The organism is Bradyrhizobium elkanii WSM2783 (assembly GCF_000472865.1).
In the GTDB taxonomy this organism is placed as follows: domain Bacteria; phylum Pseudomonadota; class Alphaproteobacteria; order Rhizobiales; family Xanthobacteraceae; genus Bradyrhizobium; species Bradyrhizobium elkanii_A.
This window is the reverse complement of the sequence record NZ_AXAP01000073.1, coordinates 1-12,244: the sequence shown is the minus strand read 5'-3', so window position 1 is coordinate 12,244 and position 12,244 is coordinate 1. Positions and strand designations below refer to the sequence as shown.

The following is a 12,244-nucleotide window of genomic DNA, read 5'->3' as shown; positions in this document are numbered from 1 at the left end:
TCAAACCTTCTTGCGCACGTGAAGGCCGAACAGGCCTTCGGGCTTCAGCAGCAGCACCGCGAGCAGCACGATGTAGGGCGCGACGTCCTTCCAGCCTTGGGGCAGATAGAAGCCGGCCATGCTCTCGATCACACCGATCAGCACGCCGCCGACCACAGCGCCAGGGATCGATCCGAAGCCGCCGAGGACGGCGGCCGGAAACGCCTTCAATCCCAGCACCAGGCCGACATTGGAGTGAATGAACGTAATCGGCGCCAGCAGCACGCCGGCGCAGGTGGCGACCGCCGCCGAGATCGCCCATACGATCGAAACCACGCGCTTGACCGGGATGCCCATGTAATAGGCGGCCAGCATGTTCTCCGAGCTCGCCCGCATCGCGGTGCCAAGCGTGGTGCGGTTGAAGAACAGATAGAGCAGCGCACACAGGATGATCGTCGCCGCGATCACCGACAGCTTGTCGTAGGCCAGCACCAGGCTGCCGATGCGCAGGACGCCCTGGCTGAACGGCGTCTCGATCTTGAAGTCGTCTGTCCCCCAGATGATGCCGGCAACCGAGCGCAGGAAATAGCCGAGGCCGATGGTCGCCATGATGACGGAGAACTGCGGATAGCCGAGGATCGGCCGCACCACCACCCGCTCCGCCAGCATGCCGAACAGCGCCATCGCCGCCACCGCGCCGGCAAAGCCGATCCAGTAATTGAGGCCGAGCATGCCGATGAAGGTGAAGGCGAAAAAGCCGCCGAGCATCATCAGGTCGCCCTGGGCGAAATTGACGACCTCGGTTGCCTTGTAAACGAGCACGAAGCCGAGCGCGATCAGGCCGTAGACGCAGCCAAGCGCAATGCCGCTCACGAGCTGCTGAACAAAGTCCAGCATCGTTTTCCCTCCCCGATGCACGGCAAATTCTTGGTGACCGCTCGTTGCATCCCGCTTCCGCCCTCCTCTTTTCGGGAGCGCTGGAAGCTGCCTATGTCCGGCGGCGATTTGAGCGCAAAGCAGGAACCAGAGTCAACAAAGCGCTGCGCCCGCCGTCTGGCATAATTGCGCAGAAATGCCGCCGCCGAACGTTCCCGCGCATTGCCGGCGTTTTGCGGCCTGCGATTCACCGCGCCGAAACGCTTTTCGGCCCATGGTCCGCAACCAGACATCAACCTGGACCGTCCCCACATCATGCCATCAGATGCGCCAGCACTCGGAGTGCGAGGGTTAACCAAGCGTTTCGACCGGCCGGCGGTCGACGCGCTCGATCTCACTGTGCGCCCCGGCGAGTTCTACGCGCTGCTCGGGCCGAACGGCGCCGGCAAGACCACGACGCTGCGGATGGTCGCCGGCCTGCTCAAGCCCGACGCCGGCTCGGTGTCGATCTTCGGCATCGACGCCCTCGCCGATCCGATCGCCGCCAAGCAGATCCTGGCCTGGGTGTCGGATGAGCCGATGATCTACGACAAGCTCACCCCCCTCGAATATCTCGAATTCGTCGCCGGCCTCTGGGGCATCGATCCCCGCCTTTCCGAACGCTCAGCCCAGGACCTCCTCGTCTCGCTCGGGCTCGAGCCGCATCTGCACGAGCGCTGCGAGGGATTCTCCAAGGGCATGCGCCAGAAGGTGGCGCTCGCCGGCGCGCTGGTCCACGACCCGCGCCTGATCATCCTCGACGAGCCGTTGACCGGCCTCGACGCGCTCTCCGCCCGCCACGTCAAGGGCCTGTTGCAGGAGCGCGTGAGCGGCGGCTCCACCGTGATCATGACCACGCACATCCTTGAAGTCGCCGAGCGCATGGCCGACCGCATCGGCGTCATCGCCAAGGGCAGGCTCGTGGCCGAAGGCACGCTCGCGGAACTGCGCCAGCGCAACGGCCGCAACGACACCAGCCTCGAAGACGCCTTTATCGCCCTGGTCGAGACCGAGGCGGCCGCCGCATGAGTTCGGCGACCGACCTCACCTGGTTCGCCCGGCACGAAATCCGCCTCGCCTGGCGCGAATGGCTGGCGATGATGACCGGCCGACAGGGCCGCCGCAAACGCGCGGTGATCGGCCTCGTCATTTTCGCCGCCATCCTGCATTTGCCGGCCTATGCGGTGGTCGGCCGTTTTGCCAACCTGACGCTGCCGCTCGACAAGTCCGCGCTGATCGTGATGTCGTCGACGATCTTCCTCGCCTGGGCGCTGATCCTCTCGCAGGCGGTCGAATCGGTGACGCGGGTATTTTACGCCCGCGCCGACCTCGATTTGATCATGTCCTCGCCGGTCCGGCTCACCAATATCTTCTCGGTCCGCATTGCCGCCATCGCACTGCAGGTCACCGGCATGGCGCTGTTGTTCTCGACGCCCTTCGTCGATGTGCTGGTGGTCAGCGGCGGACCGCGCTGGCTCGCCGCGTTCGGCGTCGTCATCGCGATCGGCCTTTCGGCCGCGGCGGTCGCCACCGCCCTCACGGTGGCGCTGTTCCACCTGATCGGCCCGCGCCGCACCCGCCTGGTAGCGCAGGTGCTGGCCGCGATCATCGGCGCCGGTTTCGTGATCGCGCTGCAGATCGCCGCGATCCTCTCTTACGGCACACTCTCGCGTTTCGCCGTCCTGACCTCCGATACCATGGCTGGCTTCGCGCCTGATGCCGGCAGCATGCTGTGGTGGCCGGCCCGCGCCATGCTCGGCGACGGCGAGGCGCTCTCGCTCCTGCTCGTCTTCAGCCTGATGCTGCTCGGCGTCGTGATCGTGGCATTCTCGCCGCGCTTTGCCGATACCATCATCAGCATCTCGGCGAACCCGGCGATGGCCAGCCGAACGGCCAAGCTGCGGACATTCCAGCGCGGCTCGCGCCAGCAGGCGCTGCGCTGGAAAGAGTTCGTGCTGCTGCGGCGCGATCCCTGGCTGCTGTCGCAGAGCCTGATGCAACTGCTCTACCTGGCACCGCCGGCGCTGATGCTGTGGCGGAGCTTTGCCGATGGCTCCGCCGGCCTGACGCTCATCACGCCCGTTATCGTGATGGCGGCGGGCCAGCTTGCCGGCGGCCTCGCCTGGCTGACGATATCGGGCGAAGACGCGGCCGACCTGGTCGCGACCGCGCCGCTGTCGCCCTCGCAGGTGATCCGCGCCAAGATCGAAGTGGTGCTGCTTTCGATCGCGCTGGTGGTCGCGCCGTTCGTCATCGCACTGGCGTTCGCCTCGGTGCTGCAGGCGGCTGTCACCGCGCTCGGCGTGACCATCGCCACGATCTCGGCCGCCACGATCCAGCTCTGGTTCCGCGTGCAGGCCAAGCGCAGCCAGTTTCGCCGCCGCCAGACCTCCTCGCGCGTCGCCACTTTCGCGGAAGCCTTCTGCTCGATCGGCTGGGCGGCGACGTCCGCGCTCGCGCTGGCAATGCCGATCGCGGCCGTTATCACCGGCGCGATGACGCTGATGGTGCTCGCCACGACCTGGAAGATCAGCCCGCGGCGGGAGTGAGCTACCGCCGTCATTGCGAGAGGATCGTGCGAAAGCCTGCCGGCAAGACCCATGACGGCCACCGGATTCGACGGTAGAGTGGCATGGACGTCACCGCCGACGGACCTTGCCCATGTTGCGATCGATCCTCGCCGCCCTTGCCCTGCTCGGCCTCCTCAGCATCGCGGCCCATGGGCAGGACGCCCAGCGCAGCGAATGCCTGGCGATGGCCAATGCACCGCCGCGCGCCACGCCGGTCAGCCTGCGCCGGCTCGCCAAGGCCGACGAGGTCGGGATCACCTATGCCGGGCACTCCACCTATTACATCGATACCCCCGGCGGCATCCGGATCGCGACCGACTACAATGGTGCCTACCGCACCGGCCGCCTGCCTGATGTCATCACCATGAACCGGGCGCATAGCACGCATTACACGCTGTTTCCCGATCCGAAGATCCCGCATGTGCTGCAAGGCTGGGGCGAGAACGGTCAGCCCGCCCATTATGCGATGCGGATCGGCGATGTCTTCGTCCGCAATGTCACCACCGACATCCGCCGCACCTATGGCGAGGACTCCGGCGGCGAGATGATCAAGGACGGCAACTCGATCTTCATCTTCGAGGTCGCCGGCCTCTGCATCGGCCATCTCGGCCATTTGCACCACAAGCTCGACGAGAGCCATTTCGCGGCCATCGGCCGGCTCGACATCGTGATGGTGCCGATCGACGGCACCTTCACCATGTCGCTTTCCGGCGTCTCCGAAATCACCAAGCGGCTGCGCGCCGCCGTGGTGCTGCCGATGCACCGCTTCGCCACCCCGCTCGACGAATTCATGCGCCTGATCGGCCAGCAGTTCGAGATCGACCAGCGCAGTGAGCGGACGCTTAAGATTTCGCGCGACACGCTGCCATCGACTCCGACGGTGATCATCCTCGGCGGCGTGTAGTTCACCTCGCCCCGCTTGCGGGAGAGTTCGAAATTCAAGCTTCGCTTGAATTTCGGGTGAGGGGGAGCCTCCGCGCACATCGCTACCATCGTATTTGCAGAGAGGGCCCCTCACCCCGACCCTCTCCCCGCGAAGGGCGGGGAGAGGGAGATCCTCGCCTACGCCCACTCGCCTTTGCGGAACACGGGGACGCGGCTGCCGTCGGTCCTGACGCCATCGATGTCGGTCTGGCTGGAGCCGATCATCCAGTCGATATGGATCAGGCTCTGATTGCCGCCTTGCGCTGCGATCTGCTGCGGGGTCAGCTTGTCGCCGTCGACGAAGCATTTCGAATAGCACTGGCCGAGCGCGATATGCGAGGCGGCGTTCTCGTCGAACAGCGTGTTGAAGAATAGCAGTCCGCTCTTGGAGATCGGCGAGGAGTGCGGCACCAGCGCGACCTCGCCGAGGCGGCGCGCGCCCTCGTCGGTGTCGAGCACCTTTTTCAAGACTTCTTCGCCGCACGAGGCCCTGGCTTCGACGATCCGCCCTTCCTCGAACCTGACCTGGATATTGTCGATCAGGGTGCCCTGATAGGACAGCGGCTTCGAACTCACGACGTGACCGCTGACGCGGCGGCAATGCGGGGTGGTGAAAACCTCTTCCGTCGGGATGTTGGCGTTGCAGGTGACGCCGTTCTTGGCAACCGACGCGCCGCCTTCCCATTCATGGCCGTCGGCGAGCCCGATCGTGAGATCGGTCCCCGGTCCCGTATAGTGCAGCGCGTGAAAGCGCTGGCCGTTCAGCCATTGGGTTCGCTCGCGCAAGACCGCATTGTGCTTCTCCCAGGCGGCGACCGCACCGTCCTGGTCGACGCGGGACGCCGCAAAGATCGCGTCCGCCAGCTTCCCCACCGCGGTCTCCAAGGGATCGTCAGGAAAAACCTGCTTGGCCCAGGATGCGCTGGGATAGGCGATGATGTTCCAATTGACCTCGAAATTGACGATCTTTTCCAGCGCCGGCTGATAGGCGACCGAATTGGCCTTGCTGGCGCGCGCAACCTTGGTCGGGTCCTCGCCCGACAGCAGCATCGGGTTGTCGCCGACCACCGCCAGCCGCGCGGTGTTGGCGGAGAACGCCTTTGCCATGCCCTCATAGAGCCAGTTCGCCGCGCGATCGAAGCCTTCGTTATGGCCATGGCGATAGCGCGCCAGCGTGACCTCTTCGTCGGAGAGGATCGGCGTGACCAGCCCGGCGCCGGCCTTGTAGGCATGCACCGCGAGCCGCCGCACCAGCGGCAGCGCCGACGACGGCGCGGTCAGGAGCAGGTCCTGTCCCGGCCGCAATCCGAGCCCGACCTTGATGGCGACTTCGGCGAGACGGTCGAGCTTTTCGGGATCGATTGCGGCGGAAAGGTTGCGTTGCGATGCGGTCATTCGGGATCCTTGAAATCGGTGGCTTTAGCAGAGATAGGCGATCGGCGCGGGCCCTTCAACGTTTCACCGAGGACAGCACCCGGTCGACCATTTCGGATGGAAGTCCGGGACGACGTGGGGAGAGCGGACCCGTAGAATGGGTAGAGCGAAGCGAAACCCATCGACTTCGGCGGCAAGGGGCACGAATGATGGGTTTCGCTTCGCTCTACCCATCCTACGATTGTCGTCCCCGCGAAAGCCGTAGGGTAGGCAAAGGCGCACTTGCGCCGGGCCCACCATCCAGTGCTGTACTCGCGATGGTGGGCACGCTTCGCTTTGCCCACCCTACGGCGTCGCCGCAAGTCATGATTCAAATTTCAAACAGCAGTGGGGATGCGAGTTCGCGTTCTCGCGGCATGCTTTGCCCGAGCTTTGCGTACCTTTCCACCCTCTCATTGAACAGAGGGCGCAGGGAAAGCCGGGTGCCGGTTGCACCCGTGGGTCCCGTGCAACAAAAAGCACGGGGGTAGGACCACAGGTTCAACCGAAGCATTCCGGCTTTCCCTGCGCGATGGTTTTACGGTTTCCTTCGTGCTCTTCCCGGTGACCGGGCTTTCTTGCCACCGTCACTTCGTTAGAAGCTTAGCGCCAGCGTCGGGGCGCCAGAACCACACGACTTCACCGTCCGCCGGTGTTGCGTTCGTCTCTCGCAATACCTGCGTCCACCGCATCTCACCGCAACGTTCGTGACGATCGCGACCCGCCCCTCATCCGCCGTGAGACGCGCGGAGTTAAATCACTGATTTGCCCGACGGCGAAAGCGGAATGTTTTTCGCTGCAGGGCTGGACAGACTTTAGCTGATTTGCCCGTCGGGTTGATTTGTCGCACCGAAAGCAGCCACATCGTCATTCCGGGGCGTCGCGAAGCGATGAGCCCGGAATCCATTTCGCCCTCGCGCCTGCCGCCCGATGGATTCCGGGCTCGCGCCAAGAGGCGCGCCCCGGAATGACGAAGAGTGGTGGTTGAGGCGGCGCCCGGCTACACGAATCGATGTGCTGAGGACGCTGCTTTACACGATCAGGAACAGCGGCCGCCACGCAGCCTCACGGCGCCACGCTGCTGTGGGCCACTTGCTTCGTGACGGGCCGTTCGCTGTGCGGCGAGCCCAGTGCGGTCCAGATCGCGGCGGCGAGCGCCAGGGCGGTCAGGATGTAGGGGGCAGCGTTCGGACTTCTGTTCTTCATCATCTCATCCGGCCGAATGGGCGCGCGTGCATGCCGAACACTCATCTCGCTGCATGAATACTTTGTCGGTATTAGGACGGTGCGCAAACTTAGCCATTAAAAAGTATTTGATTTGGGGCGACGGAATCGTCCATGCGATCACCCCATGACAGATTCATGACACGGGGACCTTGTGTGACTACCCAACCGCCAAGACTTCACGAAAACAGCAAACGTCGCAAATCGGCCCAGGAAGCGGTGGCCCGTTCGCTTGAGCGCGAACTGGGCTTTCTGGCCGAAGAGCGAAAAGAGCGTGCCCTGCTGCTCGGATTGGATCCGACCGTGGTCGCGCCGAATCTCAGCAAGCCGGCGGAGTAGCGCACCACTAGATCATGATTCGATTAGACGGAATCGAATCATGATCTCATCTCTTTGTTTGAGCATGATCTTTTCGGAAAACCGGCTTCCACTTTTCCGGATCATGCTCCAGATGCCGGGCGGGCCGATCAATCCGCCCGACACACCGGGCGGTTGACGATAGCAACGGACGGGACCACGAGACGGAACCCGCAATTTGCGGGTAGAGCTACCGCGACACAACCCTCGGTCATGGGATCGCCACGAAGCCGATCATACCAGGTGCGGTGCGTCCCCTGCGGCCGGCGTCCGTCAGCCACCGGATCTAGCGAAGGGAATGCGGCCTTCGGCCAGTGCCGAACAGTTTGTGCGGATCACGCAGCACGATGCGCTGGCGGCCGCCTTCGACGAGGCCCTGCTGCTCCCATGCGCTCAAGATGCGGCTGACCGTGTGCAGCGTGGTGCCGGTCATCTCGGCCGACGTCCTGGCGGCCGATCGGAAAATCGATCTCGATGCCGGTCTCGATCCGGCGGCCAGCCTGCTTCCCCAGGCGAAGCACCGTATGCGAGATGGAACCGGAGGCCGTTGCCCACATTCCTCCGGAACGTTGTCCTGACGCAAATCGCGCAGGACCTCGGAACGCTAAGGCTGAATATACCCCCGCCGAGGCGGGAAAGTAGCAACAAGTACACGAGCGGATGGCAGCCATGTCGATCCCAAGATTGCGCCAGTATCAGGGGCCGGCCGTGCTCTCCTACGGCTTCCGGCCGTTCTTTCTGCTCAGCTCGGCCTATGCCGGCGCGATGATCCTGATCTGGCTGCCGGTGTATGAAGGTCATCTGGCCCTGACCACGGCGTTCTCGCCGCGCGACTGGCATGTGCATGAGATGCTGTTCGGCTATGTCAGCGCCGTGATCGGCGGCTTCCTGTTGACCGCGGTGCCGAACTGGACCGGGCGGTTGCCGCTGCAGGGCAATTCGCTGGCAGCGCTGGTCTCGACCTGGATCGCCGGCCGGATCGCGATCTTCCTCTCGGCATCGATCGGATGGGCTGCTACCGCTGTGATCGATGTCGCGTTCCTCACGCTGCTGGCGACGGCGGCCGCGCGCGAGATCGTGGCGGGACGCAAATGGAGCAACCTCCCGGTCGTGGCGATCGTTTCGCTGCTCTCGTTCGCCAATCTGGCCTTCCACATCGAGGCACATCTCAACGGGCTCGCCGATTATTCGACGCGGTTTGCGATCGCGCTGGTGATCATGCTGGTCACACTGATCGGCGGTCGCATCATTCCGAGCTTCACGCGCAACTGGCTCGCGCGCCAACCCGCCGGCCAGATGCCGACTCCGTTCGGCGGCTTCGACAGCATCACGGTCGCGGCAGGCGGCATCGCGCTGCTGGCGTGGGTGGCGATGCCGCTGGGCGCGTTGACCGCGGCGCTGCTATTGCCCGCCGGCGCCTTCCATCTGATCCGGCTTGGGCGCTGGGCCGGATACCGGACCCTGTCCGACCGCCTGGTGCTGATCCTGCACCTGGCCTACGCGTTCATACCGGTGGGCTTCATCCTGACCGGACTGGCTGCGATCGACCTCGTTCCGGTGGGCGCCGGCATCCATGCCTGGACCGGCGGCGCCATCGGCGGGATGACGCTTGCGGTGATGACCCGCGCCACCCTCGGCCATACCGGCCGCGCGCTGCAGGCTTCCGCAGGGACACAGGTGATCTATGCCGCGATCGTTATCGCCGCACTCGCACGCATCTGCGCCTCGCTCGAGCCGGCGCACATGATCCCGCTGCTGACGGTGGCCGGCGCCGCCTGGGCGATCGCCTTCATCGGCTTCGTCGCGCTCTACGGTCCCGCATTGTGCTCGCCGCGAAAGGCGTGACGTTTCGACGCGGATTTGCTCTGTTTGAAGAGGTGATCGACTGCAGCCGGAAGGTCCTGCGGTCGCGTCCATTAGGGGCAATTTCACCAATTCGCATTAATCCTTTCGGAACCATCGGCGGCCGAAGCCGCCGGAAGCTCCAGAAAAGGTGTGCGATGCTCGGCAATCTCAGGATTTCCTCCAAGCTGATGATCATGGTCGGAGTTTCGGTGCTCGGCATTGTCGCCGTGGCCTTTGTCGGCCTGCAGGCGCTGAAGAACAATCTGCTCGAGGATCGCAAGGCCAAGCTGCAGGATCTGGTCCTACTCGCCAAGCAGACGGTGGAGCAGGACTACGAGGCCGCCAGGAAGGCCGGCCTTTCCGACGCGCAGGTCCTCGAACGAAGCAAGGCGCTGCTGCGCACGCTGCGCTTCGGCAAGGACGACTATTTCTATGCCCTGGGCAAGCAAGGCGTCGTCGAGTCGCATCCGAATCCGAAGGTCGAGGGCAAGAACCTGATGGATACGGCTGATTCGGACGGTGTGTTCTATACCCGCCGGCAGGTCGAGATGGCGCCGCAGGGTGGCGGCTTCGTGCAGTACCGCTTCACACGCGCGGCCGGCGGCGAGGCGATCCCGAAGATCTCCTATGCGACCGAATTCAAACCCTATGGCTGGGCCCTTGCCGGCGGCATCTATCTCGACGACATCGATGCGATCTTCTGGTCGGAGGCGCGCTGGATCGGCTCGATCCTCGCCGTCGCGCTGCTGCTTGTTGCCGGCATGTGCTTCCTGATCGGGCGCAGCATTGTCGGCCCGATCACCGGCATGACCGCCGCCATGCGCAAGATTGCCGACGGCGCGACCGACACCGTGATCCCCGCGCAGGAGCGCCGCGACGAAGTCGGCGCGATGGCGCAGTCGGTCCAAGTGTTCAAGAACAACATGATCGATGCGGCGCGGCTGCGCGGCGAACAGGACGAATTGAAGAAGCGGGCCGAAGCCGAGCGGATCAGCCTGCTCGGCAAGATGGCCGACGAGTTCGAGAACAGCGTCCGCAGTTCGCTCGATGCGCTGGCGGGCGCCGCGGCCGGTCTGCGCACGACCTCGAACAGCATGTCGGGCGCGGCCTCGGAAGCGAGCCGCCAGGCGACGACGGTTTCCGCCGTCGCCGAGCAGGCCTCCGCCAACGTGCAGACCGTGGCCGCGGCGACGGAAGAATTGTCGTCCTCGGTCTCCGAGATCGGACGCCAGGTTGCGGAATCGACCCGCGTCGCGCAGCAGGCGGTGGAGGAGGCCAACCGCACCAATGTGACGGTGCAAGGCCTCTCAGCGGCGGCGCAGAAGATCGGCGACGTGATCAAGCTCATCAGCGATATCGCGAGCCAGACCAACCTCTTGGCGCTGAACGCCACCATCGAGGCGGCGCGGGCCGGCGAGGCCGGGCGCGGCTTTGCCGTGGTGGCGAGCGAGGTCAAGTCGCTGGCGAGCCAGACCGCGAAGGCGACCGAGGAGATCTCCGCGCAGGTCGCGGCGATGCAGGGCGCGACGACGGACGCGGTGCACGCGATCGAAGGCATCGGCGGCACGATCGGCGGAATCAACGAGATCACCACCGTGATCGCGGCGGCGGTCGAGCAGCAGGGCTCGGCCACCAAAGAGATCGCCCGCAACGTGCAGCAAGCCGCGCACGGCACCAGCGCGGTCTCCAGCAATATCGACGGCGTCACCCGCGCCGCGGGTGAGACCGGCACGGCGGCGGGCAAGGTGCTGGATTCGGCGGAAGAGCTCAACAAGCAGGCCGAGATGCTGCGAGGCAAGGTCGACGGCTTCCTCGCCAATATCCGCGCGGCGTGAGGCTTAGCTCGGCTCCAGCACCGTAGGAACTGCCAATCGCGGTCGCAGGTCGAGATTGTCAAGCTGCGACTGATCCTCGATCGCGCCGGGACGCAGCGTGGAGAAGCGGGACGGCGCGCGTCGCACCAGCCGATAGACGGAGGCCGGCGGCAGGTTGCTCATGGTGCGCCCGACCAGCGTGGCCTTCAGCCCGAGCCGATCGAGGATCGGCCGCGGGATCGGCGCCCTCGGTCCGTAGGTGAACTGATAGAACGCGCCGTTCGGACGCACATAGCGAAACGCGCCGCTTACGATCGACAGCACCTTGCGCGGCGACATCGTCAGCAACGGCAAGCCGCTCACGACCGCGCCGACCGAGCCGTCATCGGCGAGCTTCACCGTGCCGAGCCGCGCCGCGTCCATCCACAGCACGCGCGCGCCGGGAAAGCGCAATTGCAGGATCTGGACGAATTCGGATCCGTATTCGACGATGGTGAGATCCTGCTGCCTGATTCCCTTCTGCAGCAGCTTGTAGGTGAAGACGCCGGTGCCGGCGCCGAGCTCGATAATCGGGCCGGATGACGGTGTGATCTCGCGGGTGATCAATTCGGCAAGCGCGTTGCCGGACGGGGCGACCGCGCCGACCCGACGCGGGTTGAACAGCCAAGAGAGAAAAAACGATGTGGCATCGTGAGACATGAGTCCATGACCTTGCAATAATAAGCACAGTGTCCCAGCGCCGCGCCACAAGCCCCAGATGCGATTCGGATCAAGACACGCGCATCATCGACGCGCGGCATTGCGACAGCATTGCGTGTTGTGAGGAGATGGATGCGGTCACACGAAAGGTGTCGTAGCCCGTGTGGAGCGAAAGCGTACCCCGAGCCCGCTCTCGACCTCAGCAATAACCGGTTGTCATTCCGGGGCGCGCGCAGCGCGAGCCCGGAATCCATCAGGCCGCGGGCAACGACGGAGAAATGGATTCCGGGCCCGATGTTGCGCATCGTCCCGGAATGACGGCGGTGGGCGTGGCGAAGCCGGAGTAAATTAGCTCCGGCGCCGAGCGAAACCTTCAGGGCCGCAGCCCGGGTGGAGCGTCAGCGTACCCGGGGTCCGCTCTCGACCTCAGCAATAACCGGTTGTCATTCCGGGGCGCGCGCAGCGCGAGCCCGGAATCCATCAGGCCGCGGGCGACGGCGGAGA

At 64.9% G+C, this 12,244-nt stretch carries 10 protein-coding genes and 1 pseudogene; 6 read left to right on the top strand and 5 right to left on the bottom strand.

The window, feature by feature from the left end:
• The gene (locus YY7_RS0138270; protein ID WP_028167785.1) at positions 1 to 876 is read right to left on the bottom strand and encodes a branched-chain amino acid ABC transporter permease; all 876 of its coding nucleotides are present in this window, start codon (positions 874 to 876) and stop codon (positions 1 to 3) included.
• Positions 877 to 1,170: 294 nt separating this feature from the next.
• On the opposite strand from YY7_RS0138270, the gene YY7_RS0138265 reads away from it, so the two are divergent.
• The 3 genes from YY7_RS0138265 (at position 1,171) to YY7_RS0138255 (ending at position 4,368) form a co-directional block, all read left to right on the top strand.
• Positions 1,171 to 1,923, top strand: a complete 753-nt coding sequence (locus YY7_RS0138265) for an ABC transporter ATP-binding protein (RefSeq protein ID WP_028167784.1) — start codon at positions 1,171 to 1,173, stop codon at positions 1,921 to 1,923.
• Positions 1,920 to 3,443 (top strand): hypothetical protein, encoded by a 1,524-nt coding sequence (locus tag YY7_RS0138260; protein ID WP_028167783.1) that lies wholly within the window; start codon positions 1,920 to 1,922, stop codon positions 3,441 to 3,443. Before YY7_RS0138265 ends, YY7_RS0138260 begins: the two co-directional genes overlap by 4 nt.
• Positions 3,444 to 3,555: 112 nt before the next feature.
• Positions 3,556 to 4,368: an MBL fold metallo-hydrolase gene (locus YY7_RS0138255; RefSeq protein WP_028167782.1), complete on the top strand. Its 813-nt coding sequence runs from the start codon at positions 3,556 to 3,558 to the stop codon at positions 4,366 to 4,368.
• A 158-nt stretch (positions 4,369 to 4,526) separates the two neighbouring features.
• Here the strand turns inward: YY7_RS0138255 and YY7_RS0138250 are convergent, their stop codons facing one another.
• Positions 4,527 to 5,783, bottom strand: a complete 1,257-nt coding sequence (locus YY7_RS0138250) for an aminopeptidase (RefSeq protein ID WP_028167781.1) — start codon at positions 5,781 to 5,783, stop codon at positions 4,527 to 4,529.
• A gap of 1,083 nt (positions 5,784 to 6,866) precedes the next feature.
• Positions 6,867 to 7,007, bottom strand: a complete 141-nt coding sequence (locus tag YY7_RS61040; protein ID WP_155255498.1) for a hypothetical protein — start codon at positions 7,005 to 7,007, stop codon at positions 6,867 to 6,869.
• Positions 7,008 to 7,163: 156 nt separating this feature from the next.
• Between YY7_RS61040 and YY7_RS61035 the strand changes: the two genes are divergently transcribed.
• Entirely contained in the window at positions 7,164 to 7,364 is a 201-nt protein-coding gene (locus YY7_RS61035) for a hypothetical protein (RefSeq protein WP_210385126.1), read from the top strand.
• A gap of 304 nt (positions 7,365 to 7,668) precedes the next feature.
• Here the strand turns inward: YY7_RS61035 and YY7_RS63820 are convergent.
• Positions 7,669 to 7,915, bottom strand: a pseudogene (locus YY7_RS63820) (helix-turn-helix domain-containing protein); the annotation flags it as partial.
• Positions 7,916 to 8,051: 136 nt separating this feature from the next.
• Between YY7_RS63820 and YY7_RS0138225 the strand changes: the two are divergent.
• Together YY7_RS0138225 and YY7_RS0138220 are read left to right on the top strand one after the other, a co-directional pair.
• Positions 8,052 to 9,227, top strand: coding sequence for an NnrS family protein (locus YY7_RS0138225; protein ID WP_349642703.1), 1,176 nt, complete (start codon positions 8,052 to 8,054; stop codon positions 9,225 to 9,227).
• 155 nt (positions 9,228 to 9,382) lie between these two features.
• On the top strand, positions 9,383 to 11,062 hold the full coding sequence (locus YY7_RS0138220; RefSeq protein WP_028167779.1) for a methyl-accepting chemotaxis protein: 1,680 nt from the start codon (positions 9,383 to 9,385) through the stop codon (positions 11,060 to 11,062).
• Between the two features lie 3 nt (positions 11,063 to 11,065).
• Here YY7_RS0138220 and YY7_RS54190 read toward each other — a convergent pair whose 3' ends face one another.
• The gene (locus tag YY7_RS54190) at positions 11,066 to 11,740 is read right to left on the bottom strand and encodes a class I SAM-dependent methyltransferase (RefSeq protein ID WP_051397142.1); all 675 of its coding nucleotides are present in this window, start codon (positions 11,738 to 11,740) and stop codon (positions 11,066 to 11,068) included.
• Positions 11,741 to 12,244: the final 504 nt, after the last annotated feature.